The organism is Rhodoferax sp. XS2R6 (assembly GCF_056521365.1).
Map to the genome: position 1 here is coordinate 430,627 of NZ_JBWMAY010000002.1, position 26,607 is coordinate 457,233.

Here is a 26,607-nt window from a genome sequence, read left to right on the forward strand (position 1 = left end):
AGTGGTTACAGCAACCCGCGTTGCCGGGCCTCAAACACCGCCTCACTTCGCGACTTCACTTCCAGCTTGCGGTACACCCGGCGCAAATAGCCGGTCACCGTGTGCCATGTAATACCCAACACCTGCGCAATTTCCTCGTAAGTCAACCCTTTTTCGATGAGGCACAGAACTTCATGTTCTCGCGGGCTCAGCGCCTGATCGGCCGGGTATTGGTCCAGCGGCATCGGTCTAGAGCTGGTTTCAACCGGCGCGTGATGTGTTTTGAAGTGCTGCAACATGCGGCGTGCAACGCTGGGACTAATAGGCGATCCGCCGCCCACCAATTCGGCAATGTGTTGAGCGATTTCATTCGCGGGGGCGTCCTTCAACAAGTAGCCCACCGCACCTGCTGCAAAACTGCTGACGATATGTTCATCGTCCCCAAAGACAGTCACCACCATGGCAGATGCGCCAGGCTGGTTTTCTGTCACCCAGCGTATGAACTCACGGCCGTCGGCATCGGGTAGTCCCAAGTCCACCAGATACACCTGCGCCGCATGCGTTTGCGCCAACACCTTGGCTTGCGCCACCGTCTGCGCGCTAAAGGCCAGTTGCAGGCTGGGGGCGGCGGCTATGGCTGCCTCAAACATCTTGCGCACATGGGTTTCATCCTCCAGTACCGCGACGGAAATGGGCAATGCTGCGCCGATGGGGCTAGAAACGGGAGTGTCAGGATCGGTGAAAACCATATTGGGGAGCGTAGTGGGGCTAAAGAACCTTGACAAGGAGGAAAGAGAAGACCCTCGACCCCAATTTTGGGGCTATCAGTAAACCTACTCCCCAAGAAAAATGGAAATCTTGCCAAAGCGATCTGGCAAGACGTTTACCCGATTTTCAACCGTTTCATCTCACCACAAAGGAAAACATTCCATGAAAAAAACTGTCATCTCCGCTGCCTTGCTCGTATTCGTCGTTGCCACTGCACACGCGCAGCCCGTCATGCGCGACGGCGTTCTGGCCGATGCAGCAGGGCGCACTGTCTACACCTTTGACAAGGACGTACCGGGCAAAAGCAACTGCAGCGGCGGTTGTCTGACAGCCTGGCCGGCATTCCTGGCCAAGGACGGTGCCAGTGCTAAAGGTGAATTTACCTTGATCGACGCCACTGGTGGCAAGCAATGGGCTGTCAAAGGCATGCCGCTGTATTATTTTGCCGGTGACAGCAAACCCGGTGAGCGCAATGGGGACGGCAGTGGCGGCGTGTGGCACATTGTGGGCAGTGCGCCCAAAGCAGCAGCCAGTGCTTATTGATTAAATTGGCACCTAGCCCTCGACCGCATTGCGCGACCAGCTATCTTATTGATAGCTAAATGCGCAGTGCTTCGAGCGAACAACTCTTCCACTTCAGGGCAACGCACCATGCAACCTCGTCGCACCATCTTGCAAGGCTTGGCCCTCAGCAGCCTGTCTGCCTACATGGTGGAGGTTATGTCAATGGGTACCCGCCCGCTGTCGCCAGGAATACGCAAGATCAAAGGAGATGTGCGCGTCAATGGCGCGCCTGCCAAAGACGGGCAGTTGGTACTCACAGGCGATAGTGTCGCCACTGGAAAGTCCAGCGAAGTCGTTTACGTGATGGGCAACAACGCCTACTTGATGCGTGAAGACAGCAAGGTGGAGTTTGGCAGTGATGCTGCAGTGGGCGTGTTGCGCGTCGTCACGGGCAAAGTGTTGGCCGTTTTCGGTCCGGGTGCCAAGCGTATTGTGATGCCGACCGCCACGGCCGGCATCCGTGGAACGGCCTGTTACATCGAGACATCGGACACCCAGACCTACTTCTGTCTTTGCTACGGGACGGCCGATCTGAGACCGACTGCCGACCCTGGCCAGGCGCGCACGGTTGTCACCCACTACCACGACTCGCCCTTTTACATCGGTACGGATGCATCCCGCCCCCTGTTCACCGCTGCGCCAGTTATCCACCACCGTGACTACGAGTTGACGATGCTGGAAGCTTTGGTGGGGCGCACACCGCCTTTTGCCGGCAAAGAAGCCCACAGCTACTAGGCACTTTCCTGCGCGTGACCCCAATATTGGGGCTACCGCAATACAGCTGGGTTCCGAACAATGACTGCCTTGTCTTCTGACTTTGGATTCATTGTTTTATGCGCCACAAAACCCTTGCCCTGGTTCCGTTTTTATTGACGCTGGCCGCCTGTGGCGGTGGCGGTGGCGGTGGGGGGGGCAGCAGCGCCACCACCAGTACCTGGAGCCAGCAGGCCTACCTCAAGGCCCCCAATGCCCAGGCGACCGACAACTTCGGTACCAGCGTGGCCATCAGCGGCAATACGATGGTGGTCGGTACCGTCGGGGAAGACAGCAACCAGACCACCGTCACCAACGGCAGCACCGCCAGCAGCGACAACTCGGCCGCCGGTGCCGGCGCGGCCTATGTCTTCGTGCGCAGCGGCAGTACCTGGACTCTGCAGGCCTACCTCAAAGCCTCCAATGCCGAGGCGCAGGACTTCTTTGGTACCAGTGTGACCATCAGCGGCGACACCATCGTCGTCGGCGTTCCCGATGAAGCCAGCAACGAGACCACCATCACCAACGGCAGCTCCGCCAGTGCCGACAACTCGGCCCCTGGCGCCGGTGCTGCCTACGTTTTTGTACGCAGCGGCACGAGCTGGAGCCAGCAGGCCTACCTCAAGGCTCCCAATGCCGAGGCGGGCGACAACTTCGGCATCAGCGTGGCCATCAGCGGTGACACCCTCGTCGTCGGCGCAGAAGCCGAATCCAGCAACCAGACGTCCATCACCAACGGGGCCACAGCCAGTAGCGACAACTTGGCCTCCGGTGCTGGCGCAGCCTATGTGTTCACCCGCAGCGGCAGCAGCTGGAGCCAGCAGGCCTACCTCAAGGCGCCCAATGCCGAGGCCGACGATCTCTTCGGCCACAGCGTGGCCATCAGCGGCGACACCATCGTGGTGGGTGCCAACACCGAATCCAGCAACCAGACCACCATCACCAATGGCAGCACGGCCAGCAGCGACAACTCGGCCTCGGAAGCCGGTGCTGTCTACGTCTTCGTGCGCAGTGGCAGCAGTTGGAGCCAGCAGGCCTACCTCAAGGCCCCCAATGCCGAGGTGGGCGACAACTTTGGTGGCAGCGTGGCCATCAGCGGCGACACCATCGTCGTCGGCGCGGACGGCGAAGACAGCCCCCAGACCACCATCACCAACGGCAGCACCGCCAGCCCCGACAACTCGGCCGCCGGTGCCGGGGCTGCCTATGTGTTCGTGCGCAGCGGCAGCAGCTGGAGCCAGCAGGCCTACCTCAAGGCTCCCAACACCAATGCGGGCGACAACCTTGGCTACAGCGTGGCCATCAGCGGCGACAGCATCGTGGTGAGCGCGCATCAGGAAGAAAGCAGCCAAACCACCATCACCAACGGCAGCACGGCCAGCAGCGACAACTCGGTCGCCCTCGCCGGCGCGGCCTACGCCTTCGTGCGCAGTGGCACCAACTGGAGCCAGCAGGCCTACCTCAAGGCTCCCAATGCGAATACAGACGCCGTCTTTGGCCGCAGTGTCGCAATCAGCGGCGACACCATTGTGGTGGGCGCTAACGAAGAAGACAGCAACCAGACCAGCATCACCAATGGCAATACCGCCAGCGCCGACAACTCGGCATTCAACGCCGGCGCGGCTTATGCCTTCAAGCTCGGGAACTGAGCGATGAACGCCTCTGCATTCCTTCCCCCATTCCCCGGAGAGATTTTCATGATGCGTCACGATGCAGCCCGACGCAGCCCTTCGCCCACCGGTACTCGCTGGGGTGCCCTGCTTACCGCCGCCGTGCTGGCCAGCGGCCTCAGCGCCTGTGGAGGAGGTGGGGGCGGCGGCGGTGGTGGCAGCGCCGCCGCCAGTACCTGGAGCCAGCAGGCCTACCTCAAGGCGTCCAACGCCGAGGCTGGCGACAACTTCGGCACCAGCGTGACCATCAGCGGCAACACGATGGTGGTCGGAACCGTCGGGGAAGACAGCAACCAGACCACCGTCACCAACGGCAGCACCGCCAGCAGCGACAACTCGGCCCCCGGTGCCGGCGCGGCCTACGTCTTCGTGCGCAGCGGCAGCACCTGGACCCAGCAGGCCTACCTCAAAGCCTCCAATGCCGAGGCGCAGGACTTCTTTGGCACCAGTGTGACCATCAGCGGCGACACCATCGTCGTCGGCGCTTCGGAGGAAGCCAGCAACCAGACCACCATCACCAACAGCAGCACCGCCAGCGCCGACAACTCGGCATCCGCCGCCGGTGCGGCCTACGTCTTCGTGCGCAGCGGCACGAGCTGGAGCCAGCAGGCCTATCTCAAGGCAGCCAATGCCGAGTCTGGCGACAACTTCGGCATCAGCGTGGCCATCAGCGGTGACGCCCTCGTCGTCGGCGCAGAAGCCGAAGCCAGCAACCAGACGTCCATCACCAACGGGGCCACAGCCAGCGCCGACAACTCGGCCTCCGGTGCCGGCGCAGCCTATGTGTTCACCCGCAGCGGCAGCAGCTGGAGCCAGCAGGCCTACCTCAAGGCGCCCAATGCCGAGGCGGATGACAACTTCGGCCACAGCGTGGCCATCAGCGGCGACACCATTGTCGTCGGGGCCCACCAGGAAGCCAGCAACCAGACCACCATCACCAACGGCAGCACCGCCAGCGCCGACAACTCGGCCTCGGAAGCCGGCGCAGCCTATGTCTTCGTGCGCAGCGGCAGCAGCTGGAGCCAGCAGGCCTACCTCAAGGCCTCCAATGCCGAGGCAGGCGACAACTTTGGCTACAGCGTGGCCATCAGCGGCGACAGCATCGCGGTGGGCGCGCATCAGGAAGACAGCAACCAGACCACCATCACCAACGGCAGTTCGGCCAGCAGCGACAACTCGCTCGCCCTCGCCGGCGCGGCCTACGCCTTCGTGCGCAGCGGCAGCAGCTGGAGCCAGCAAGCCTACCTCAAGGCCCCCAATGCCAGGGCGAGCTATTTCTTCGGCGCCAGCGTGGCCATCAGCGGCGACACCCTCGTCGTCGGTGCTTATTACGAAGACAGCAACCAGACCACCATCACCAATGGCAGCACCGCCAGCAGCGACAACTCCGCTCTCATCGCCGGCGCGGCCTATGCCTTCAAGTTTGGAAACTGAGCGATGAACGCCTCTGCATTCCTTCCCCCATTCCCCGGAGAGATCTTCATGATGCGTCACGTTGCAACCCAACACAGCCTGTCTCGCAGCGGCACCCGCTGGGGCACCCTGCTCACCGCTGCCGTGCTGGCCAGCGGCCTCAGCGCCTGTGGTGGGGGCGGTGGTGGAAGTGGGGGCGGGAGCAGCAGTACCAGCGGCTGGGGCCAGCAGGCCTATGTCAAGGCGCTCAATGCCGATGCAAGCGACCTCCTCGGCACCAGCGTGGCCATCAGTGGCGACACCATCGTGGTGGGTTCCACGGGCGAGGACAGCAACCAGACCACCATCACCAACGGCAGCTCTGCCAGCACCGACAACTCGGCATCCGCCGCCGGTGCGGCCTATGTGCTCGTGCGCAACGGCAACAGTTGGAGCCAACAGGCCTACCTCAAGGCCTCCAATGCCGATGCAAGCGACATCCTCGGCACCAGCGTGGCCATCAGCGGAGACACCATCGTGGTGGGTGCCACGAGCGAGGGCAGCAACCAGACCACCATCACCAACGGCAGCACGGCCAGCGCCGACGACTCGGCTTCCTTCTCCGGCGCGGCCTACGTCTTCGTGCGCAGCGGTAGCACCTGGACCCAGCAGGCCTACCTCAAGGCTCCCAATGCCGAGGCGGGCGACCAATTCGGCACCAGCGTGGCCATCAGTGGCGACACCATCGTCGTCGGTGCCCGTTTGGAAGGCAGCAGCCAGACCACCATCACCAACGGCAGCACGGCCAGCACCGACAACTCGGCGTCGTTTGCAGGTGCGGCCTATGTCTTCGTGCGCAGTGGTAACAGCTGGAGCCACCAGGCTTACCTCAAGGCCCCCAATGCCGGGGCGAGCGACGAATTCGGCACCAGCGTGGCCATCAGTGGCGACACCATCGTCGTTGGCGCGGACAACGAAGCTAGCAACCAGACATCCATCACCAACGGCTCCATAGCCAGCACCGACAACTCGGCATCCTTCGCCGGCGCGGCCTACGTCTTTGTGCGCAGCGGCACGAGCTGGAGTCAGCAGGCCTACCTCAAGGCTCCCAACGCTCAGTCGGGTGACAGCTTTGGCATCAGCGTGGCCATCAGTGGTGACACCATCGTCGTCGGCGCAGAAACCGAATCCAGCAGCCAGACCACCATCACCAACGGCAGTACGGCCAGCGCTGACAACTCGGCCTCCGCCGCCGGCGCCGCCTATGTCTTCGTACGCAGCGGTGCTAGCTGGAGCCAGCAGGCCTACCTTAAGGCCTCCAATCCCGCGGCCAACGACAGGTTTGGCAACAGCGTGGCCATCAGCGGCGACACCATCGTCGTCGGCGCATCGGAGGAAGACAGCAACCAGACCACCATCACCAATGGCAGCACGGCCAGCGCCGACAACTCGGCGGCCAATTCCGGTGCCGCCTACGTCTTCGTGCGCAGCGGTACCAGCTGGAGCCAGCAGGCCTACCTCAAGACTCCCAATGCCGAGGCGGACGATCTCTTCGGCCGCAGTGTGGCCATCAGCGGCGACAGCGTCGTGGTGGGGGCCTTTCACGAGGACAGCGCCCAGACCACCATCACCAACGGCAGCACGGCCAGCGCCGACAACTCCGCTTCCAACGCCGGCGCTGCCTATGTCTTCAAGTTCGGAAACTGAGCGATGAACGTCCCTGCATTCCTTCCCTTTCCCCGTTCTCCGGAGAGATTTTCATGATGCGTCACGATATGTCCCCACACAACCTTTCTCGCAGCGGCACCCGCTGGGGCACCCTGCTCGCCGCCGCTGTGCTGGCCAGCGGCCTCAGCGCCTGTGGAGGTGGCGGCGGCGGCGGTGGGAGCAGCAGCGCCGCCGCCAGTACCTGGAGCCAGCAGGCCTATATCAAGGCAGCCAATGCCGGGACGGACGACCTCTTCGGTCGCAGCGTGGCCATCAGCGGTGACACCCTCGTCGTCGGTGCCGCCCGCGAATCCAGCAGCCAGACCACCATCACCAACAGCAGCACCGCCAGCGCCGACAACTCGGCCTCGGAAGCCGGCGCCGCCTATGTCTTCGTGCGCAGCGGCAGCACCTGGAGCCAGCAGGCCTATCTCAAGGCTCCCAATGCCGAGGCAGGCGACAACTTCGGCAACAGCGTGGCCATCAGCGGCGACACCATCGTGGTCGGCGCGCGTCAGGAAGACAGCAACCAGACCACCATCACCAACGGCAGCACGGCCAGCGCCGACAACTTGGCCTCCCGTGCCGGCGCGGCCTACGTCTTCGTGCGCAGCGGCAGCAGCTGGAGCCAGCAGGCCTACCTCAAGGCTCCCAATGCCGAGGCAGGCGACAACTTCGGCAACAGCGTGGCCATCAGCGGCGACACCCTCGTGGTGGGTGCCATAGACGAGGACAGCAACCAGACCACCATCACCAACGGCAGCTCCGCCAGCGCCGACAACTCGGCCTCCGCCGCCGGTGCCGTCTATGTTTTCGTGCGCAGCGGCAGCAGCTGGAGCCAGCAGGCCTACCTCAAGGCAGTCAATGCCGGGGCGGATGACAACTTCGGCACCAGCGTGGCCATCAGCGGCGACACCCTCGTCGTCGGCGCTAGACTGGAAGACAGCAACCAGACCACCATCACCAGCGGCAGCACCGCCAGCGCCGACAACTCGGCCTCCGATGCAGGTGCGGCCTACGTCTTTGTGCGCAGCAGCAGCACCTGGACCCAGCAGGCCTACCTCAAGGCCTCCAATGCCCAGGCAAACGACAACTTTGGCGTCAGCGTCGTCATCAGCGGCGACACCATCGTCGTCGGTGCCAACGGTGAATCCAGCAACCAGACCACCATCACCAACGGCAGCTCCGCCAGCACCGATAACTCGGCATCGTATGCCGGCGCGGCCTATGTGTTCGTGCGCAGCGGCAGCAGCTGGAGCCAGCAGGCCTACCTCAAGGCTCCCAATGCCGAAACCGGCGACCAATTCGGCAACAGCGTGGCCCTCAGCGGCGACACCATCGTCGTCGGTGCCTATTTCGAAGACAGCAACCAGACCACCATCACCAACGGCAGCACCGCCAGCACCAACAACTCGGCAACGCTTGCCGGTGCGGCCTACGTCTTCGTGCGCAGTGGTAGCAGCTGGAGCCAGCAGGCCTACCTCAAGGCTCCCAATGCCGAGGTGGGCGACAACTTTGGCGTCGGCGTGGCCATCAGCGGCAGCACCGTCGTGGTGGGTGCCTATGGCGAATCCAGTAACCAGACCACCATCACCCATGGCAGCACGGCCAGCGCCGACAACTCGGCATCTAGTGCCGGTGCAACCTATGTCTTCAAGCTCGAAAACTGAGCGATGAATGTCTCTGCATTCCTCCCCTTTTCCCCAATCTCAGGAGAGATTTTCATGATGCGTCACGATATGGTCCAACGAAGCCCTTCGCGCAGCGGCACCCGCTGGGGCACCTTGCTAGCCGCCGCTGTGCTGGCCAGCGGCCTTAGCGCCTGTGGAGGTGGTGGGGGCGGCGGTGGGGGCGGAGGCAGCAGCGCCCCCACCAGTACCTGGAGCCAGCAGGCTTATGTCAAGGCCCCCAATGTCGAGGCGAACGATGAGTTTGGCTTCAACGTGGCCATCAGCGGCAATACGATGGTGGTCGGTGCCATCGGGGAAGACAGCAACCAGACCACCATCACCAACGGCAGCACGGCCAGCGCCGACAACTTGGCCTCCCGTGCCGGCGCGGCCTACGTCTTCGTGCGCAGCGGCAGCAGCTGGAGCCAGCAGGCCTACCTCAAGGCTCCCAATGCCGAGGCAGACGACGAATTCGGCCGTAGCGTGGCCATCAGCGGCGACACCATCGTGGTGGGGGCCAACCTGGAGGACAGCAACCAGACCACCATCACCAATGGCAGCACGGCCAGCGCCGACAACTCGGCAACGAATGCCGGCGCGGCCTATGTGTTCGTGCGCAGCGGCAGCAGCTGGAGCCAGCAGGCCTACCTCAAGGCTCCTAATGCCGAGGCGGATGACCACTTTGGCACCAGTGTGGCCATCAGCGGCGACAGCATCGTGGTGGGGGCCAACCTGGAGGACAGCAACCAGACCACCATCACCAACGCCGGCGCGGCCTACGTCTTCGTGCGCAGCGGCAGCAGCTGGAGCCAGCAGGCCTACCTCAAGGCTCCCAATGCGGGGGCGGAAGACAGGTTTGGCACCAGCGTGGCCATCAGCGGCGACACCATCGTCGTCGGCGCGTATCAGGAAGACAGCAACCAGACCACCATCACCAACGGCAGCACGGCTAGCGCCGACAACTCGGCCATCGATGCCGGCGCGGCCTACGTCTTCGTGCGCAGCGGCAGCAGCTGGAGCCAGCAGGCCTATCTCAAGGCACCCAATGCCGAGGCGATCGACGAGTTCAGCACCAGCGTGGCCATCAGCGGCGACACCATCGTCGTCGGTGCCGCTCGCGAATCCAGCAGCCAGACCACCATCACCAACGGCAGCACGGCCAGCGCCGACAACTCGGCGTCCACCGCCGGTGCCGCCTACGTCTTCGTGCGCAGCGGCAGCAGCTGGAGCCAGCAGGCCTACCTCAAGGCCCCCAATGCCGAGACGGAGGACAGGTTTGGCACCAGCGTGGCCATCAGCGGCGACACCATCGTCGTCGGCGCGGAAACCGAAGACAGCAACCAGGCCACCATCACCAACGGCTCCACAGCCAGCGCCGACAACTCGACCTTGTATGCCGGCGCGGCCTACGTCTTCGTGCGCAGCGGCAGCAGCTGGAGCCAGCAGGCCTACCTCAAGGCTTCCAATGTCGGGGTTGACGACCGATTCGGCATCAACGTAGCGGTCAGCAGCGACACCGTCGTCGTGGGTGCGTATCAGGAAGACAGCAACCAGACCACCATCACCAACGGCAGCAGCGCCAGCAGCGACAACTCAGCCATAGAAGCCGGCGCAGCCTATGTCTTCAAGCTCGGGAACTGAGTGATGAACGCTTCTGCATTCCTGCCCCCATTCCTCGGAGAGATTTTCATGATGCGGCACGATAGTTCCCCACGCAGCCCTTCGCGCAGCGGTACCCGTTGGGGTGTCCGGCTTGCTGCTGCTGTGCTGGCCAGCAGCCTCAGCGCCTGTGGCGGTGGTGGTGGTGGCGGCGGTGGAGGCAGCAGTGCCACCGCCAGTACCTGGAGCCAGCAGGCCTATGTCAAGGCACCCAATGCCGAGGCCAACGACCTATTCGGCACCAGCGTGGCCATCAGCGGCGACACCCTCGTGGTGGGCGCAGACAACGAAGACAGCCCCCAGACCACCATCACCAACGGCAGCACGGCTAGCGCCGATAACTCGGCTTCCACTGCAGGCGCGACCTATGTGTTTGTGCGCAACGGCAACGGCTGGAGTCAGCAAGCCTATCTCAAGGCACCCAATGCCGAGGCGGGCGACCAATTTGGCGAAAGCGTGGCCATCAGCGGTGACACCATCGTCGTTGGCGCTTTCGCTGAAAGCAGCAACCAGACCACGATCACCAATGGCAGCACCGCCAGCGCCGACAATTCGGCCTCCGGTGCCGGCGCAGCCTATGTGTTCACCCGCAGCGGCAGCACCTGGATCCAGCAGGCCTACCTCAAGGCTCCCAACGCCGAGGCCAACGACAGTTTTGGTGCCAGCGTAGCCATCAGTGGTGACACCATCGTCGTCGGTGCCACCAAAGAAAACAGCAACCAGACCACGATCACCAACGGCAGCACCGCCAGCAGCAACAATTCAGCCTCAGCTGCCGGTGCCGCCTACGTCTTCGTGCGCAGCGGCACGGCCTGGAGCCAGCAGGCCTATCTCAAAGCGCCCAACGCCGATTCAGCTGATTTCTTTGGCTACAGAGTGGCCATCAGCGATGACACCATCGTCGTCAGTCCTTACGCTGAAGACAGCAACCAGACCACCATCACCAACGGCGCGACCGCCAGCACCGACAATTCGGCTTTCGCTGCCGGTGCGGCCTACGTTTTTGTGCGCAGCGGTACCAGCTGGAGCCAGCAGGCGTACCTCAAGGCCCCCAATGCCGGGGCCAACGACTACTTCGGCTACAGCGTGGCCATCAGCGGCAACACCATCGTGGTGGGCGCCCTCAATGAGGACAGCAACCAGGCCACCATCACCAATGGCAGCACCGCCAGCGCCGACAATTCGGCATCCGCTGCCGGCGCGGCCTACGTCTTCGTGCGCAGCGGCAGCAGCTGGAGCCAACAGGCCTATCTCAAGGCCTCCAATGCCGAGGCGATCGACCAGTTCGGCATCAGCGTGGCCATCAGCGGCGACACCCTCGTGGTGGGTGCCACGAGCGAGGGCAGCAACCAGACCACTATCACCAACGGCAGCTCCGCCAGCGCCGACAACTCGGCCTCCAACGCCGGCGCGGCCTACGTTTTTGTGCGCAGCGGTACCAGCTGGAGCCAGCAGGCGTACCTCAAGGCCTCCAATGCCGACGCTGACGACCAATTCGGCACCAGCGTGGCCATCAGTGGCAGCACCCTTGTGGTGGGCGCGCATCAGGAAGACAGCCCCCAGAACTCCATCACCAATGGCATCACCGCCAGCGCCGACAACTCGGCATCTCTTGCTGGTGCGGCCTATGTCTTCAAGTTCGGGAACTGAGCGATGAACGTCTCTGCATTCCTTCCTCTTCCCCCGTTCATCGGAGAGATTTTCATGATGCGTCACGATAGTTCCCCGCGCAGCCCTTCGCCCACCGGCACCCGCTGGGGCACCCTGCTCACCGCCGCCGTGCTGGCCAGCGGCCTCAGCGCCTGTGGAGGTGGTGGGGGCGGCGGTGGGAGCAGCAGCAGCGCCGCCGCCAGTACCTGGAGCCAGCAGGCCTATGTCAAGGCCCCCAATGCCGAGGGCTACGATTTCTTCGGCAACAGCGTAGCCATCAGCGGCGACACCCTCGTCGTCGTCGCAGAAGCCGAAGACAGCAACCAGACCACCATCACCAATGGCAGCACGGCCAGCGCCGACAACTCGGCCTCCGGTGCCGGCGCAGCCTATGTCTTCGTGCGCAGCGGAACGACCTGGAGCCAGCAGGCCTATCTCAAGGCCCCCAATGCCGAGGCCAACGACAGGTTTGGCTTCAGCGTGGCCATCAGCGGCGACACCATCGTCGTGGGTGCCCTCTATGAGGACAGCAATCAGACCACCATCACCAACGGCAGCTCCGCCAGCACCAACAACTCGGCATCGCTTGCCGGTGCGGCCTACGTCTTCGTGCGCAACGGCAGCAGCTGGACCCAGCAGGCCTACCTCAAGGCGCCCAATGCCGAGGCGAGCGATTTCTTCGGCTCCAGCGTGGCCATCAGCGGCGACACCATCGTGGTGGGTGCCACGAGCGAGGCCAGCAACCAGACCACCATCACCAATGGCAGCACCGCCAGCGCCGACAACTTGGCCTCCCGTGCTGGCGCGGCCTACGTCTTCGTGCGCAGCGGCAGCAGCTGGAGCCAGCAGGCCTACCTCAAGGCACCCAATGCCGAGGCAGATGACCACTTTGGCACTAGTGTGGCCATCAGCGGCGACACCATCGTGGTGGTGGCCAACCTGGAGGACAGCAACCAGACCACCATCACCAACGGCAGCTCCGCCAGCGTCAACAACTCGGTATCCAACGCCGGCGCGGCCTACGTCTTCGTGCGCAGCGGCAGCAGCTGGAGCCAGCAGGCCTACCTCAAGGCCTCCAATGCCGAGGCCAACGACAGGTTTGGCAACAGCGTGGCCATCAGCGGCGACACCATCGTCGTGGGTGCCCACTATGAGGACAGCAACCAGACCACCATCACCAATGGCAGCACGGCCAGCGCCGACAACTCGGCATCCGCTGCCGGCGCGGCCTATGTGTTTGTCCGCAGCGGCAGCAGCTGGAGTCAGCAGGCCTACCTCAAGGCACCCAATGTCGGGACGGGCGACCAGTTTGGCGAGAGTGTGGCCATCAGGGGCGACACCATCGTCGTCGGCGCGAACGGCGAAGCCAGCAACCAGACCACCAGCACCAACGGCAGCACCGCCAGCGCCGACAACTCGGCATCCGATGCCGGCGCGGCCTATGTGTTCGTGCGCAGCGGCAGCAGCTGGAGCCAGCAGGCCTACCTCAAGGCCGCCAATGCCGAGAGCGACGACTACTTCGGCTCCAGCGTGGCCATCAGTGGCAGCACCGTCGTGGTGGGTGCCTATGGCGAATCCAGCAACCAGAACACCATCACCCATGGCAGCACCGCCAGCGCTGACAACTCGGCAACGACTGCCGGCGCGGCTTACATCTTCAACTTCGGAAACTGAGTCATGACACGTATCTCTTTCAACAACAAGACCACCACCACAGCCCTGGCAGCGGCGGCCGTGCTCGTTATCGCCCTCATCGGCTCCTGGCTCTGGTTTCTGCGCGCACCGGCCCAGGCGCCACTGACCCAGGAGCAACTACGCACTCTGGCGGCTCAGGCCAGCAAGCCCGGCGCCAAGCAAGGCCGGGAAGCCGACCCCTACAAGGACGAGGCCGTCAAGAACGCCATCCGCAAACAGGCGCCAGAGATCCAGAAGCCCTGGCTGGCCTACTTGGCGACCAAGCCCAAGCAGACCGAAGGCGCCATGACGCTGGACTGGACCATCACCCCGGACGGCAAGGCCACACAGGTGGCGGTGATGAACAGCGGCTTTGAGAACGCCGCCTTTAATGAGGGGGTGCGGGCTGCGCTGGCCGCCATCGTCTTCCCGCCGCCGCCCGGTGGCCAGCCCTACTACGCGACGCACAAGCTATTTTTCAAGCAAGACCCGAACGCGAAATGATCTACCCGAGCGTTTTAACCCGATTCACTTTCTCTGGTTCAAGCACACACACTGCTGCCTTGAGCAGACGCTATGGCCCAGGACATTTTTTGCAAGCTGGCTTTACTTTGATTGAATTAATGGTGGTACTTCTGATCATCGGCGTGTTGGCGGTACTGATCGTGCCCAACGTTCTGGACCGGGCTGACGATGCCCGCGTCACTGCGGCCAAGACTGACATTGCCAACCTGACGCAAGCTCTCAAGCTGTACCGCTTGGACAATTTGCGCTACCCATCTGCGCTGCAGGGACTACAGGCTTTATTGACTAAACCGACGGTGGCACCAGCGCCAATCAATTGGAGAAGTTACGTGGATCAGTTGCCCAAAGACCCCTGGGGCAATCCCTATATTTACCTGAATCCCGGCATTAAAGGCGAGGTAGATGTGATGTCTTACGGCGCCGATGGCATGCCTGACGGTGAAGGCAAGAATGCCGACCTTGGCAACTAGTAGTCATAAGATTGGCCCAGTTCAGTTGCCTACCACCCGCGTCCCCAACTTATACGCCGGCAACCCCGCCAACATGCGCTTGCCATAACTCGTCTGCGTCAGGCGCTTGTCGTAACAAATGACCTGCGCGCGGTCTTCCTCGGTGCGGATGGCGCGGCCGGTCCACTGCAGCAGCTTCACCCCCGTGGCGGGGATCACCAGCTCGTTGAAGGGGTCGCGCCCCACGCTGCGTAGCCACTCGGCGCGCGCTTCGTCCACCGGGTCGCTGGGTGGTGCGAATGGTAGCTTGGCAATGAACACGGTTTCGCACAGCGCACCGGGCAGGTCTAGCCCCTCGCCAAAGCTTTGCAGGCCAAACAGCACAGACGGCAAACCACTCTCCACGCGCTCGGCGTGGGCTGCCAGCAAGCGTGTGCGCGACTGCGTGCCCTGCACCAGCACCATGTCCATCAAATGGCCGGGCAGGGCGTCGGTGGCGGCACGCATCTGCGCACGGCTGGTGAACAGCACCAGCGCGCCGCGTTTGACCTGCTCGATGTCGTCCATGAGCGCACGCACCATCTCGGCCGTATAGGCGTCGGCGTGTTTGGGGTCGGCCTGGGTGTGCACCACGGTCAGGCTGCCCTGGGCGCTGTAGTTGAAGGGGCTGGCCACTTCCAAGGCGGTGACATAGGCCTTGTTGGACAGGCCCGCTTCCTTGAGGAAGTAGTCAAAACTGCCGCAGCTGGTGAGGGATGCACTGGTGACGATGGCGCCGCGCACCTGGCTCCACAAAAACTGGCGCAGCAAGTCGCCCGGCACGATGGGGCAGGCATGCGCAGTCATGGTCAGGTAGCCGTTGTCGCTCTCGGCCTGCAGCCATTTGGCCAGCGGCTGCTCGCCATGTTCCAGCAGCAGCTGCGCGGTAGATACCAGGCTGCCCAGGCGCGGTGCCAGGCCACCCAGCTGCGCATACAGCTGGGCGCACAACACGGCCTGCGACGGGTCGTCTTTGGCGATAGCTTTCACATCCACACCCAGCGCCTCCAGCGCCTTGGACAGGCCATTCGCCTGCGCGTGGATTTGGGTCACCGGATCCACCAGCGCATCGGGCAACACACCATTGGCAAAACGCAACGTGCCGTCATTGCCTTCGCCGCGCGCGTTCTGGCCCGTGTGGGCCCACACCAGGTCCATGGCCATGCGGGCCAGCGTGGTGAGTGCGCCCTTGAGCTGGCTGGTCACGGTTTGTACGTCTTCGCCCACATGCAGTGCCAGCTTGCCGGCCACCTCGTTCATGGCCTTGGGCAGCTTGTCCAGCCAGCGCAGATTGCTCAGGTCCATGGCGTTGGAGAACTGGTCCAGCGCCACGGCCGGCAGGTGGTGGCCTTCGTCAAACACCACCAGGCAGTTGTCCAGGTCGGGCAGGGTCTTCATGCCCAAGGATGCCAGCACCAGGTCGTGGTTGGCCACGATGACATTGGCCTCGGCCAGCTTGGTGCGCGCGTTGTAATAGCTGCATTCTTTGTAGCGCGGGCAGTGGCGCGCCGTGCAAGTGTGGCGTTCGGCGGCCACGGCTGACCAGTCGCGCGGGTCCGGCGTATCGGGCAAGGTGTCGCGGTCGCCGTCCCAGCTCACCACGGCCAGCTTGTGCGCCATGCTCTCGTAGAGCGACTGGCGGCGTTCTTCGATGGCCTCTTGCGACAACGCCGACACCTTGGGCTGCGGCCTGTCGTCGTCAAACATATCGTCTTCGGCCGCGCCACTGCCCACCAGACGTTCCAGCTTCACCTTGCAGACGTAGCGCCCGCGGCCCTTGGCCAGCGCGTAGGCAAAGGGCTGGTCCATGCTGCGCGCCAGGGCGGGCAAGTCCTTGGTCATCAGCTGCTCTTGCAGGGCTACGGTGGCGGTGCTGATGATGACGCGCGTCTTGCGTTCCAGCGCCATGGCAATGGCGGTAGAGGCATAGGCTGCGCTCTTGCCCACGCCGGTACCAGCCTGGATGACGGCAATGGCCTTGGTGGGGTTGGGGTGCTCGCCAATATCGGCTTGCGCCAGCGTGGCGGCCACGGTTTCGGCCATCTGGTGCTGGCCGGGGCGGCGCCTAAAGCCACTGGTGCTGCCCACCACGGTCTCGAAGGCGTGCAGGGCGTGCTGGGCCAGGGCGGCGCTGGCGGGCGGCAGGGAGGAAAAGTCGGACAAACGGGGGGACCTTCAGCGCGGGGGAGGGCTGAATATACAGGCAGCAGGGATAATCGGGCCTGCGCCACCCCGGGGTACTTTGTGTTACGCCGTACGCGCCGCCTTTTCATCCACCCGGAGATCTCTGTATGACCCCCGTTACTTCTTCTGCCCCCGTGGCTTCCCGTGTGGCTTCGCGCCGTAAATTTATGGCCAATTCGGCTGTAGCCCTTGTGGGTACTGCGCTACCTGCTATCAATTTTGCACAATCGGCCAGTACGGTCGAGCGCCAGTTCAGCCCCAAGCCGGGCGCGTGGCGCACCTTTGAGGTCACCACCCGGGTGGACATTGCCAAACCCCAGGGCGCGACCCGCCTGTGGCTGCCCATTCCCTCGGTCAACAGCGACTGGCAAAAGTCACTGGAAAGCAGTTATCAGACCAATGGCACCGCCCGCATGGAAGACGACAACACCTATGGCGCACGCATGTTGTTTGTGGAGTTTGCTGCCGACCAGGCCAAACCTTTTGTGGAGCTGACCAGTCGCATCCAGACCCAGAACCGGGCTCAGGACTGGAGCCAAAAGTCTGCCCCCGCCGAAGACGCCGCCAGCCTCAAGTACTGGACCCAACCGACCAGCCTGCTGCCCACCGACGGCATTGTGCGCACCACCGCGCTGGAAGCCACCCGCGGCGCCAAGACCGATGTGGAGAGGGCCCAAAAGCTGTTCGACTGGATCGTGACCAACACCTACCGCGAACCCAAGGTGCGTGGCTGTGGCGAGGGCGACATCAAGACCATGCTGGAAACCAACAACCTGGGCGGCAAGTGCGCCGACCTGAATGCGCTGTTTGTGGGCCTGTGCCGCTCCGTGGGTATCCCCGCGCGCGACGTGTACGGCCTGCGCGTGGCGCCCAGTGCCTTTGGTTACCGTGAGCTGGGGGGCAACTCTGCCAGCCTCAAGGGGGCACAACACTGCCGTGCCGAGGTCTACCTCAAGGGCCATGGTTGGGTGGGCATGGACCCGGCCGACGTGGCCAAGGTGATGCGCCAGGAAACCCCGGAGTGGATCAAGACCGCCAAGAACCCCTTGGTGGCGCCCGTGAACAAGGGCCTGTTTGGCGGCTGGGAAGGTAACTGGATGGCCTACAACGTGGCACATGATGTGGCACTGCCCCAGTCCACCGGCCCCAAGCTGGGCTTCTTTATGTACCCGGCGGCCGAGACTGCCGCGGGCCGCCTGGACTCTTACGCGCCGGACGACTTCAAGTACCAAATCAGCGCCAAGGAAATCGCGGCCTGAACGGCCTGACGAATGCCCCACACTCTGCCTATGCCCCAGCCCCATGCCCTGATTGATTTTGGTGACCCGCACCACACCGCAGCCCCGCTGCGGCTGGCGTTTGGGCCGCCCGACCAGGTGCTGGTGGCGCATGCGGTGGACGAGGTGGCCGCGGTGCTGGCGCAAGTCGACGCGCTAAGCCGCCAAGGACGCTGGTGTGTGGGTTATGTGCGGTACGAGGCGGCACCCGCGTTTGACGCGGCGCTGCAGGTGCATGCGGCCGACGGGCCGCTGGCCTGGTTTGGCGTGCACACGCAGCCCTTGCCAGACGTCTTGCCCGCCAGTGCCGCCGAGCCCACGGTGGTGTGGGACGGTGGCGTGGAGCGTGTGGTGTTTGACCAGAACATGGCAGAGATCCATCGGGCCATTGCGGCGGGAGAGCTGTACCAGGTCAACTACACCGCGCCACTGCAGGCCCAATTTGCGGGCAGTGCGCTGGCCTATTTTCAGGCGCTGCGCCGCGCCCAGCCACGGGCCTACAGCGCTTTCATCGACGCCGGGACCGAGCAGGTGCTCTCGGTCTCGCCCGAGTTGTTTTTTGACTGGGATGGCACGCACATCCTGAGCCGCCCCATGAAGGGCACCGCCGCACGTGGCGCCACGCCCGAGGACGATGCCGCCAACGCCACGCAGCTGCGCAATACCCCCAAAGAGCGGGCCGAAAACGTGATGATCGTGGACCTGATCCGCAACGACCTGTCCCGCCTTGCGCAGCCCCACAGTGTGAAGGTGCCACGCCTGTTCCATCTGGAGGCGTTGCCCACGGTGTGGCAAATGACCTCGGACGTGGAGGCGACCACACGCCCCGGCACCACGCTGCTGGAGGTGTTCACCGCGCTGTTTCCGTGTGGCTCCATCACCGGCGCACCCAAGGTGCAAGCCATGCGCATGATCAAAGCGCTGGAACCCGCGCCGCGCGGTGTGTACTGCGGCGCGGTGGGTGTGGTGCGCCCCGGCGGCCACGCCACCTTCAACGTGGCGATTCGCACCGTCACCGTGCAGGGCGACGCGGCGCGCTGTGGCATTGGCAGTGGCATTACCTTTGATGCGCAGGCCGAGGGGGAGTGGAACGAGTGGCGCAGCAAACGCATGTTTTTGGAACGCGCCAGCCAGCCCTTTGAATTGCTGGAAACGCTGGCACTGCGCGACGGTGTGTTGCCGCATGTCGATCTGCACCTGGACCGCATGGCCACGGCGGCAGCGCACTTTGGCATGCCGTGGGACCGGCAGCGCGCACTGCAAGCGTTGCAAACCTTGGCCACCACGCACCCCAAGGGCCCGTACCGTGTGCGCCTGCTGTTGCCAGCCCACGGGCATTTTCAGGCCCAGGCCTTTGCGCTGGTGGACACGCCCCAGCCCGTGCGGCTGCAACTGGCCAGTGCCCCTTTGGCCGATGCGCACAGTGAGTTTGTGCGTTTCAAAACCACACGCCGCGCCCACTACGACGCCTTCACGCCTAGCGATGCCACGGTGTTTGACACCGTGTTGTTCAACCCCCAGGGCGAAGTGACCGAGTGCACACGTGGCAACATCGCCGTGCTGCTGGATGGCCGCTGGATCACACCGCCGCTGGCCTGTGGCTTACTGCCCGGTATTGGCCGTGCGGTGCATTTGCAAAGCGGCCGCGTGAGCGAGGCCGTGGTGCGGGTGGAAGACTTGCAGCGCGCGCAAGGCCTGGCGTTTGTCAACAGTTTGCGAGGCTGGCTGGATGCCGAGTTGGTGGCCTCCTAAGGCGCTCTGCGCGCTATTGCTGCTGCTTGGTGCCGGTGTCTGCGCACAGGTGGCAGGCCATGGTGCCAAACGTGTGTTGGCGGCAGACCTGGGCCTGGTGGTTAACCAGGCCGACCCGTATTCAGTGGCGGTGGGTGACTACTACGTGCGCCAGCGGGGCCTAGATGCCAGCCAGGTGCTGGTTGTAGACCTGCCCGTGAAACCCGTGCTCAGTGCGGCCGAGTTTGAGCCGCTGCAAGCGCAACTCAAGGCCGCCTTGGGTGGCAAGACCCGTGCATTAGTGCTTGCCTGGGCCCAGCCCTATGCGGTGGAGTGCAATGGCATCACCGCTGCCGTGACGCTGGGCTTTGACCCCGAGGTGTGCAAAAACACCTGTGCCCCCAGCAAGCCCTCGCCACTGTTTAACCGAGTGCTCACCCCCGCGCATACGGAACAGGGCCTGCGCCCCTCCATGCTGCTGGCCGCCCGCAGCGTGGAGAGTGCCAAGGCGCTGATTGACCGTGGCCTGGCTGCCGACCAGCAACTGGGCAAGCGCGGTGTGCCACTGGCCCACGCCGTGTTTGTCTCCACCCTCGACAAGGCGCGCAATGTGCGTGCCCCCCTGTTTCCTGTGGCTGCGGTGGTGCCTGCATTGGGCCTGCAGATTGACCGCGTGGACAGCAGCCAGGCCGAGCCCTTGCCCCGTGTCATCCTCTACCAAACCGGCAGTGTGCGTGAGGAGCACATGGCGCGCATCGCATGGCTGCCGGGCGCGCTGGCGGACCACCTCACCTCATTCGGCGGGCAGCTGCTCCACGCACAAGGCCAGATGAGTGTGCTGGACTGGCTGGAGGCCGGCGCCACGGCAAGTTACGGTACGGTGAGTGAACCCTGTAACCATCTGCAAAAGTTTCCCCACCCCGCCTTGCTGCTGGCGCATTACGCCCAAGGCGCCAGTGCGCTGGAAGCCTACTGGCGCAGCGTGGCCTGGCCCGCACAAGGCGTGTTCATCGGCGAGCCGCTGGCCGCCCCCTTCGGGCGCTGAGGCACACACCATGGCATCAGTGACCCCCTCTCGTAGCCTGCTGGACCTGATGCGCAGCCCCGCATCTGCAGCGCCCGTGGTGTGTGGGGTGCTGGCAGTCAATGTGATGGTCTTCTTGGCCATGTTGCTGGCCGGGGCGGGCTGGTGGCATGCGGCGCAGGGCGTGCCCTTGGCTTGGGGGGCCAACTTTGGCCCGGCCACGCAAGATGGCCAGTGGTGGCGCTTGGGCACGGCCATGTTTGTGCATTTTGGGGTGATGCACCTGGCGCTGAATATGTGGGCGCTGTGGGATGTGGGCCGCCTGATGGAGGGGCTGCTGGGGCGCTGGCGGTTTGCGGCGCTGTACCTGGGCAGCGGGGTGTTGGGCAATGGCGTGTCGCTGGTGGTGCAGGGCAACCAGGCGGTGTCGGGCGGGGCATCGGGCGCGGTGTTCAGCCTGTACGGGGCCTTGCTGGTGTTTTTGTGGCGCGAGCGCCGGCAGGTGGACCGGTCCGAATTTCGCTGGCTGTTTGGTGGGGCACTGTTTTTTACGGCATTGATGCTGGGTCTGGGCTTGGTACTGCCTGGCATAGACAACGCGGCACACGCCGGTGGCCTGCTGGCGGGCGCCTTGCTGGGCGGGCTGCTGGCCCGCCAGTGGACAGCCCAGAGCCCGCCAGTGCGGGCTTGGCAGTGGGCATCTGCCAGCGGGGTGTTGCTGCTGGTGGCGCTGCTGTGGCGCACCTTGCCAGCACCGCCCTACCTGATGGGGGAAGAGCTGAAGGCCCGGGCCGGCATTGCCCAGTTTTTGCAAGAAGACCAGCGCATCAGCCAGCGCTGGGGCAGCCTGGTGCAGAGCGGCCAGCAGGGTGGGCAAACTTTTGAGCAACTGGCCGGGCGCATAGACGCTGAAGTGGCCGCGGGCTACGCGCGCAGTTTTGACCGCCTGGCCGCTGTCGCCCCAGCCGGGGATGCGCCCTCGGCCGCTACGCTGGGGGCTTTGCAGGCCTATGCGGTGCAGCGTGCAGAGGCAGCACGCACGCTGTCTGATGGTCTGCGCCGAGGCGATGCCCAGGCACTGGACGCGGCCTTGCGCCCCGCCTCTGCACCGCTGCTGCCCCGGCGCTAGGCGCGCTGCTGCAGCACCAGCCGCTGCACCAATTGCGGCATAGGCATGGGTTTGCCAAACAGCCAGCCCTGTGCCAGCTGCACACCACGCTCGCGCAGCAGGCGTGCCTGGTCTTCGGTCTCCACGCCCTCGGCAATCATCTTCAGGTTCAGATCCTTGGCCATGTCGATGATGTGCATGGCCACATGGCTGGTGGCGGCCCCGGTGCCCAGGGTGTCCACAAACGATTTGTCGATCTTCAGGTAATCCAGCGCAAAGGTGCCCAGGTAAGACAGGCTGGAGTAGCCCGTGCCAAAGTCGTCCACCGCCACCTCGATACCCAGCGCGCGAATATCCCGGATGATCTCGCGCACTCGCACTGTGTCCATCAGGCCGCGCTCGGTGGCCTCCACCACCAGCTGCTGTGGGCCGGCCCCGCTGCTGTGCTGCAGGGCACGCAGGCGCTCCACCGTGCACGCCGACTTGAGGTCCAGCGACGACAGGTTGACGCCGATATGAAAGCCCGGGTAGCGCACCAGCAGGTCCCCCAGGTCTTGTGCGCACAGCAGGAGCACGCGCTGGGTCAGGGCCTGGATCAAGCCCGACTCTTCGGCCACGGGAATGAACTTGTCTGGGCCCATGGCCAGGCCATCCCCACGGCGCCAGCGCAGCAGGGCTTCGGCCCCTACGCATGCGCCCGTGTGCAGGTCGATGAGGGGCTGGTAGAGCAGGTAAAACTCGTTTCTGCGCAGCCCGGTGCGGATCATGGCGGGCAGCGCCATCTGCTGGCGCGCCACCAGAAACACCAAAAACGCCAGTGCCAGGCCCGCCAGAATGCCCAGCGGCAGCAGCTCCCGAATGACCGCCGTGGTGTGGGCCTGCAGCTGTGCCAGCGGCAATGCCGCCAGCGTCACCGTAGAGAAGTTGCGCGACTCCACGGTGGCCACCAGATAACCATCGGCCATGAAGGTGGCCTGGCCACCAGTGCGTGGGCGGTCTATCCAGGCGCGCTGCACCGTTCCGCGTGTGGACCGGAAACTACCGTTGCGGGGGGAATACGTGGCCAGCGAGACATCGGCTGGCGTCGTGGGAATGTCGACGGTGATGGCTTCGTGCACGATGGCTGCGTAGCCTCCGCGCTCCACCACAATGAAAGTCATGCCCGGCGCAAATGGCAGCTGCACCTGCGTGTACAGGGTGATGCCATCCTTGCTGGGGGCGCCTGGCACGGGGGGCAGTGTGTAGGCTTGTTCCAGCTTGCCGTACGAGGTGCACAGCAAGCGCCCGTTGGCGATGTGGGCCATGGCCTGAATGTCGGCTGAGACCAGATCGATCTCGCCCATGCGGGCCATTTGGGCGGCAGAGCAGGGGGCATCGCTGTGGGTCTGCAGTTTGGCAATGCCTGCATACACCTGCTTGGTGGCACGCTCGGAGCGCTGCAACACGGCGTGGGCATAGTCCAGCATGTGCTGCTGCTCGGCCTGCAAGCTTTGCCGCTGGGCCATGTGCAGCGTCACCCCGATGGGGATCGCCCCGGCCAGCAGACCGGCCAATGTGGCCATGGTGATGGTGAGCTTTTTGTTCAAAAACACCTCGGAGGCGGTTGAGCTTGCAGCGCGCTGCTGCAGTGTACTGCGCTCCCTGGGTCTTGTATTTGCTATGAATTAAGGAGCTGCTTGCGCATACTCCATAAGGGTTAGAGGCCTATTTCATTCAGATTTTTCAAGGGCAGCAGCGTGCGCTGACTCTCAAACTGCCGCGCCTCGCCGCTCAGCGGGTCGATGAAGGCAATGCGCTGGGCCAGCAGCTGCAGCGGGCGGGCGTAATCGGTAGCGTCTTCGGGGGTGAGGGTGGGGTACATGCCGTCAAACAGCAGGGGCAGGCCCAGCGCCGCCATGTGCACACGCAGCTGGTGGCGCTGGCCGGTCAGCGGTTGCAGCTGGTAGCGGGCCCATGGCCCCAGAGTTTCCAGCGGTGTGATGTCGGTGATGGCATTCACGGGGCCGTCCACCTCGGTCTGTTGCATGAAGTGGGACGACACGGCGATGCGGCTCTCGCGGTGGAGGGGCCAGGGCAGGGCGGGGTTGGCCGGCGCGATGCACTCGTAGGTCTTGGCCACTACCCGGTCGCGAAACAGCGCGTGGTAGGCGTCGCGCGTGGCAGGGTTGATGGAGAACAGCACTAGGCCGGCGGTGTCGCGGTCAATGCGGTGGATGGGGACCAAGTCGTGCAGCCCCAGCCGGTTCTTCAGGCGCACCAGCACGGTCTCTTGCAGGTATTTGCCCGAGGGCACGACCGGCAGAAAGTGCGGCTTGTCCACCACCAGCAGGTGTTCGTCCTGCCACAGCACTACTTCGTCAAAGGGGATGGGCGGCTCGGCCGCCAGCGCGCGGTAGTAGTAGAGCCTGCGCTTGGGCGTGTAGCTGCTGTGCGGCGCCAGCACCAGGCCCTGCTCGTCCACCACGTCGCCGTCCTGCAGGCGCTGCAGCCATTGGGCGTGGGTGATGCCGGGGAAGCGTTGCACCAGAAATTCGAGCACCGTGGCCCAAGGCCCCTCGGGCAGCACCACGCTGCTGGCGCCTACCCCGTTGCGCGTGGGCGGGGCGTTGGGGCGGGGGCGCGCCATGCCAGCCGGGTTAAATGCGTTCGAACACCACGTCCCACACGCCGTGGCCGAGCTTGATGCCGCGGTTCTCGAACTTGGTGAGCGGGCGGTAGTGTGGCTTGGGTGCGTAGCCGGCCAGTTCGGGGTTAGCTGCCAGCGCGCGGTTTTTGAGCTTGGGCTCGGCGCTCAGCACTTCCAGAATCTGCTGGGCATAGGGTTCCCAGTCGGTGGCCGCGTGCAGGTAGCCGCCGGGCTTCAGGCGCGCGGCCAGCTTGGCCACCAGCGGGCTCTGAATCAGGCGGCGCTTGTTGTGCTTGGTTTTGTGCCAGGGGTCGGGGAAGAAGATGTGCACACCGTCCAGGCTGGCCAGCGGCAGCATGTGGTCAATCACCTCCACGGCATCGTGGTTGCAGATGCGGATGTTGGGAATGTTGTTTTCACCAATGCGCTTGAGCAGGGCGCCCACACCGGCCTCATGCACCTCGCAGCACAAAAAGTTGGTGCCCGGCAGGGTCAGTGCAATTTGGGCCGTGGCCTCGCCCATGCCAAAACCAATCTCCAGGACTACCGGGCGCTGTGTGCCAGTCTTGGCATCATTTTGGCCCTCAGCCCCCGCCGCACCTGCGAAAGCAGCTTCGAAATCGATAGCAGATGGCTGGTAGGGAAAGAGAAATTTCGGCCCCAACTCCTCCACCGCCTTGATCTGCCCACTGCCCATGCGGCCCGCGCGCTTCACAAAACTCTTGATGGTGCGCATGAAGGGCTTGGCGCCTTCTTCGTCAGGGTGCTCGGGCGGGGTGGTGTCGGGTGTAGAGGTGGTCATGGTCGGCAGTCGCGGCAAAAAGGCCGGGCCTGCATTGTATGCAGGGGCGAGGGAAGGGGCGGTTTGGGCCAACTTGCGGAAGTTGGCCAGTGACTGCTCTCTGGAAAACAATCGCTCCCACTTGTCGTACCGCGGGATACGCAGCCGCCTAGCTGAAGTTAACCTGACGCCAACAGAAGTATCTAAGGCTGGTAAAGCACTTCATAATCAAGACCCCCCCGCTTTTCGAGATGCCTACCTTTCATCATGGATAAATTCTTGCTGCAGCATCAGGTGCTGGAGCGGCTCGCCGAAGACCTGCTGCAAGCCGAACAGGCAGTGCGTGCGGCCCATGAAACGGCGACTCACGAAGAAAACATTGCCGAAAACAAATACGACACATTGGGACTCGAGGCTGCCTACCTAGCTACCGGCCAGGCTCGGCGCGCCGAAGGCATCCGTCAGGCGATGGCCAATTGGCGCCAATTCCGCCCGCGCCCCTACGACGCCAGCAAAGGTATTCAGCTCGGCGCGCTGGTCTGCCTAGTCGATTCCGATGACAAGCAGCAACAGCTCTTTCTCGGGCCGGATGGGGGCAGCATGAAGTTGGTCAGCGGCGCTCAGCTCGTTCAGGTTATCAGTAGCGAAGCCCCTTTGGGCAGGGCCATGCTGGGTAAATGTGAGGGTGATGAGGTTTGGATGCAGGTTGCTCCAATCCGACAGCAATTTGAGGTGCTGCGGGTTTATTAATCCGCAAGCAAGCCCACGCCAAATTGGCTGAGGTCAGCAGACGTGCCTGGAGGCTAGACTTCATCCGCACCGAGATTGCCCGAAACCACGGCTGGCCCACAGTGGCTCGGCTAGGCAAGGTTGGCCTGCTGGTGGAAGTCAGCTTCTGTAACGCGGCCTCCTAGTGCGGCCGGTGCCGCCACGCATCACCGGCAAGTCTAGGCTGCACCGGCACCCTCTGCAACAGCTTTTAGCTTCCTGAGTGTGACCGGAAGACCTGAGTTCAGCTGTCTGGACAGCATAGGACCTAGAACAAAGGACAGAAAACCTGAGAACGTAACCCTGTGGATGACCTCTGTCGCTCCTTTCATGGGAACGAGCTCGTGCTCGAATAGCATGCGAAACAGGGGAATCTTCGATTCGACCGTGAAGCACTTGCCTGGTTCAACTTGAGTAAGAAGCATAGGAACCGTCATGCCCTTAGGGGGAGTGAGACGACCGCGGCTACCGACGCGAAATGGACCTTCAAGAAATGCCTGCTTTGTGTCTGGGTCCCACGTATGCCAGTTTTGGACATCTTCGTATATTTGGAAGACTCTTTCGGCGGAGGCGGCAATTGCGATTCGATGTTCAACTTTCATTTAGAAC

General features: G+C 63.8%; 22 protein-coding genes. 16 read left to right on the forward strand and 6 right to left on the reverse strand.

Translation table 11 applies throughout. The annotated features are described in order from the left end of the window. Positions 1–5: 5 nt before the first annotated feature. Positions 6–728, reverse strand: coding sequence for a LuxR C-terminal-related transcriptional regulator (locus AC097A_RS08535; RefSeq protein WP_479620506.1), 723 nt, complete (start codon positions 726–728; stop codon positions 6–8). 181 nt (positions 729–909) lie between these two features. On the opposite strand from AC097A_RS08535, the gene AC097A_RS08540 reads away from it, so the two are divergent. The 11 genes from AC097A_RS08540 to gspG all read left to right on the forward strand — a co-directional run bounded on the left by AC097A_RS08540 (position 910) and on the right by gspG (position 14,481). Beyond that, the gene (locus AC097A_RS08540) at positions 910–1,290 is read left to right on the forward strand and encodes a COG4315 family predicted lipoprotein (protein ID WP_479620507.1); all 381 of its coding nucleotides are present in this window, start codon (positions 910–912) and stop codon (positions 1,288–1,290) included. Between the two features lie 108 nt (positions 1,291–1,398). Next, positions 1,399–2,046 (forward strand): FecR domain-containing protein, encoded by a 648-nt coding sequence (locus AC097A_RS08545; RefSeq protein WP_479620508.1) that lies wholly within the window; start codon positions 1,399–1,401, stop codon positions 2,044–2,046. A gap of 98 nt (positions 2,047–2,144) precedes the next feature. Next, a complete protein-coding gene (locus tag AC097A_RS08550; RefSeq protein WP_479620509.1) occupies positions 2,145–3,713 on the forward strand; it encodes an FG-GAP repeat protein in 1,569 nt (522 codons plus the stop codon). Positions 3,714–3,761: 48 nt separating this feature from the next. Further along, positions 3,762–5,168 carry an FG-GAP repeat protein gene (locus tag AC097A_RS08555; RefSeq protein ID WP_479620510.1) on the forward strand — a complete coding sequence of 469 codons (1,407 nt, stop codon included), beginning with the start codon at positions 3,762–3,764 and terminating at the stop codon, positions 5,166–5,168. A 48-nt stretch (positions 5,169–5,216) separates the two neighbouring features. Then, positions 5,217–6,833 (forward strand): FG-GAP repeat protein, encoded by a 1,617-nt coding sequence (locus tag AC097A_RS08560; protein ID WP_479620511.1) that lies wholly within the window; start codon positions 5,217–5,219, stop codon positions 6,831–6,833. Between the two features lie 53 nt (positions 6,834–6,886). After that, a complete protein-coding gene (locus tag AC097A_RS08565) occupies positions 6,887–8,503 on the forward strand; it encodes an FG-GAP repeat protein (RefSeq protein WP_479620512.1) in 1,617 nt (538 codons plus the stop codon). A 54-nt stretch (positions 8,504–8,557) separates the two neighbouring features. Then, positions 8,558–10,144: an FG-GAP repeat protein gene (locus tag AC097A_RS08570; RefSeq protein WP_479620513.1), complete on the forward strand. Its 1,587-nt coding sequence runs from the start codon at positions 8,558–8,560 to the stop codon at positions 10,142–10,144. 48 nt (positions 10,145–10,192) lie between these two features. Next, positions 10,193–11,812 carry an FG-GAP repeat protein gene (locus tag AC097A_RS08575; RefSeq protein ID WP_479620514.1) on the forward strand — a complete coding sequence of 540 codons (1,620 nt, stop codon included), beginning with the start codon at positions 10,193–10,195 and terminating at the stop codon, positions 11,810–11,812. A gap of 54 nt (positions 11,813–11,866) precedes the next feature. Continuing rightward, complete coding sequence (locus AC097A_RS08580; protein ID WP_479620515.1) at positions 11,867–13,486, forward strand: FG-GAP repeat protein; 1,620 nt, start codon at positions 11,867–11,869, stop codon at positions 13,484–13,486. A gap of 3 nt (positions 13,487–13,489) precedes the next feature. Then, positions 13,490–13,990: an AgmX/PglI C-terminal domain-containing protein gene (locus AC097A_RS08585; RefSeq protein ID WP_479620516.1), complete on the forward strand. Its 501-nt coding sequence runs from the start codon at positions 13,490–13,492 to the stop codon at positions 13,988–13,990. Between the two features lie 89 nt (positions 13,991–14,079). Continuing rightward, the gene (gene gspG / locus AC097A_RS08590; protein WP_479620941.1) at positions 14,080–14,481 is read left to right on the forward strand and encodes a type II secretion system major pseudopilin GspG; all 402 of its coding nucleotides are present in this window, start codon (positions 14,080–14,082) and stop codon (positions 14,479–14,481) included. A 21-nt stretch (positions 14,482–14,502) separates the two neighbouring features. On the opposite strand, the gene dinG is transcribed toward gspG, so the two are convergent. After that, positions 14,503–16,662, reverse strand: coding sequence for an ATP-dependent DNA helicase DinG (gene dinG / locus AC097A_RS08595; protein ID WP_479620517.1), 2,160 nt, complete (start codon positions 16,660–16,662; stop codon positions 14,503–14,505). Positions 16,663–16,790: 128 nt separating this feature from the next. On the opposite strand from dinG, the gene AC097A_RS08600 reads away from it, so the two are divergent. Genes AC097A_RS08600 through AC097A_RS08615 form a run of 4 tightly spaced genes read left to right on the forward strand, consistent with a single transcriptional unit; the run spans position 16,791 to position 21,844 of the window. Further along, a complete protein-coding gene (locus AC097A_RS08600) occupies positions 16,791–17,942 on the forward strand; it encodes a transglutaminase-like domain-containing protein (RefSeq protein ID WP_479620518.1) in 1,152 nt (383 codons plus the stop codon). A 30-nt stretch (positions 17,943–17,972) separates the two neighbouring features. Next, positions 17,973–19,712, forward strand: coding sequence for an aminodeoxychorismate synthase component I (pabB, locus tag AC097A_RS08605; RefSeq protein ID WP_479620519.1), 1,740 nt, complete (start codon positions 17,973–17,975; stop codon positions 19,710–19,712). Next, on the forward strand, positions 19,690–20,736 hold the full coding sequence (locus AC097A_RS08610) for a TIGR03790 family protein (RefSeq protein ID WP_479620520.1): 1,047 nt from the start codon (positions 19,690–19,692) through the stop codon (positions 20,734–20,736). The genes pabB and AC097A_RS08610 overlap by 23 nt, the downstream gene beginning before the upstream one ends. 10 nt (positions 20,737–20,746) lie before the next feature. After that, the gene (locus tag AC097A_RS08615; protein ID WP_479620521.1) at positions 20,747–21,844 is read left to right on the forward strand and encodes a rhomboid family intramembrane serine protease; all 1,098 of its coding nucleotides are present in this window, start codon (positions 20,747–20,749) and stop codon (positions 21,842–21,844) included. Here AC097A_RS08615 and AC097A_RS08620 read toward each other — a convergent pair. The 3 genes from AC097A_RS08620 to trmB form a co-directional block, all read right to left on the reverse strand. Continuing rightward, positions 21,841–23,409, reverse strand: coding sequence for an EAL domain-containing protein (locus AC097A_RS08620; protein WP_479620522.1), 1,569 nt, complete (start codon positions 23,407–23,409; stop codon positions 21,841–21,843). The genes AC097A_RS08615 and AC097A_RS08620 overlap by 4 nt on opposite strands. Positions 23,410–23,519: 110 nt before the next feature. Then, positions 23,520–24,449: a pseudouridine synthase gene (locus tag AC097A_RS08625; RefSeq protein WP_479620523.1), complete on the reverse strand. Its 930-nt coding sequence runs from the start codon at positions 24,447–24,449 to the stop codon at positions 23,520–23,522. A 10-nt stretch (positions 24,450–24,459) separates the two neighbouring features. Further along, a complete protein-coding gene (gene trmB, locus AC097A_RS08630; protein WP_479620524.1) occupies positions 24,460–25,251 on the reverse strand; it encodes a tRNA (guanosine(46)-N7)-methyltransferase TrmB in 792 nt (263 codons plus the stop codon). A 246-nt stretch (positions 25,252–25,497) separates the two neighbouring features. Between trmB and AC097A_RS08635 the strand changes: the two genes are divergently transcribed. Next, the gene (locus AC097A_RS08635) at positions 25,498–25,980 is read left to right on the forward strand and encodes a GreA/GreB family elongation factor (RefSeq protein WP_479620525.1); all 483 of its coding nucleotides are present in this window, start codon (positions 25,498–25,500) and stop codon (positions 25,978–25,980) included. 197 nt (positions 25,981–26,177) lie between these two features. On the opposite strand, the gene AC097A_RS08640 is transcribed toward AC097A_RS08635, so the two are convergent. After that, a complete protein-coding gene (locus AC097A_RS08640) occupies positions 26,178–26,600 on the reverse strand; it encodes an SRPBCC family protein (RefSeq protein ID WP_479620526.1) in 423 nt (140 codons plus the stop codon). Between the last annotated feature and the right edge of the window lie 7 nt (positions 26,601–26,607).

What these genes read in the sequence shown, in the direction of transcription:
- pabB (WP_479620519.1), top strand. Translation starts at nt 17,973, where the DNA reads ATGCCCCAGCCCCATGCCCTGATTGATTTTGGTGACCCGCACCACACC.
- AC097A_RS08585 (WP_479620516.1), top strand. Translation starts at nt 13,490, where the DNA reads ATGACACGTATCTCTTTCAACAACAAGACCACCACCACAGCCCTGGCA.
- AC097A_RS08540 (WP_479620507.1), top strand. Translation starts at nt 910, where the DNA reads ATGAAAAAAACTGTCATCTCCGCTGCCTTGCTCGTATTCGTCGTTGCC.
- AC097A_RS08550 (WP_479620509.1), top strand. Translation starts at nt 2,145, where the DNA reads ATGCGCCACAAAACCCTTGCCCTGGTTCCGTTTTTATTGACGCTGGCC.
- AC097A_RS08580 (WP_479620515.1), top strand. Translation starts at nt 11,867, where the DNA reads ATGATGCGTCACGATAGTTCCCCGCGCAGCCCTTCGCCCACCGGCACC.
- AC097A_RS08610 (WP_479620520.1), top strand. Translation starts at nt 19,690, where the DNA reads ATGCCGAGTTGGTGGCCTCCTAAGGCGCTCTGCGCGCTATTGCTGCTG.
- AC097A_RS08575 (WP_479620514.1), top strand. Translation starts at nt 10,193, where the DNA reads ATGATGCGGCACGATAGTTCCCCACGCAGCCCTTCGCGCAGCGGTACC.
- AC097A_RS08615 (WP_479620521.1), top strand. Translation starts at nt 20,747, where the DNA reads ATGGCATCAGTGACCCCCTCTCGTAGCCTGCTGGACCTGATGCGCAGC.
- AC097A_RS08570 (WP_479620513.1), top strand. Translation starts at nt 8,558, where the DNA reads ATGATGCGTCACGATATGGTCCAACGAAGCCCTTCGCGCAGCGGCACC.
- AC097A_RS08555 (WP_479620510.1), top strand. Translation starts at nt 3,762, where the DNA reads ATGATGCGTCACGATGCAGCCCGACGCAGCCCTTCGCCCACCGGTACT.
- AC097A_RS08640 (WP_479620526.1), bottom strand. Translation starts at nt 26,600, where the DNA reads ATGAAAGTTGAACATCGAATCGCAATTGCCGCCTCCGCCGAAAGAGTC.
- AC097A_RS08600 (WP_479620518.1), top strand. Translation starts at nt 16,791, where the DNA reads ATGACCCCCGTTACTTCTTCTGCCCCCGTGGCTTCCCGTGTGGCTTCG.
- AC097A_RS08535 (WP_479620506.1), bottom strand. Translation starts at nt 728, where the DNA reads ATGGTTTTCACCGATCCTGACACTCCCGTTTCTAGCCCCATCGGCGCA.
- AC097A_RS08545 (WP_479620508.1), top strand. Translation starts at nt 1,399, where the DNA reads ATGCAACCTCGTCGCACCATCTTGCAAGGCTTGGCCCTCAGCAGCCTG.
- AC097A_RS08565 (WP_479620512.1), top strand. Translation starts at nt 6,887, where the DNA reads ATGATGCGTCACGATATGTCCCCACACAACCTTTCTCGCAGCGGCACC.
- trmB (WP_479620524.1), bottom strand. Translation starts at nt 25,251, where the DNA reads ATGACCACCTCTACACCCGACACCACCCCGCCCGAGCACCCTGACGAA.
- AC097A_RS08560 (WP_479620511.1), top strand. Translation starts at nt 5,217, where the DNA reads ATGATGCGTCACGTTGCAACCCAACACAGCCTGTCTCGCAGCGGCACC.
- AC097A_RS08625 (WP_479620523.1), bottom strand. Translation starts at nt 24,449, where the DNA reads ATGGCGCGCCCCCGCCCCAACGCCCCGCCCACGCGCAACGGGGTAGGC.
- AC097A_RS08635 (WP_479620525.1), top strand. Translation starts at nt 25,498, where the DNA reads ATGGATAAATTCTTGCTGCAGCATCAGGTGCTGGAGCGGCTCGCCGAA.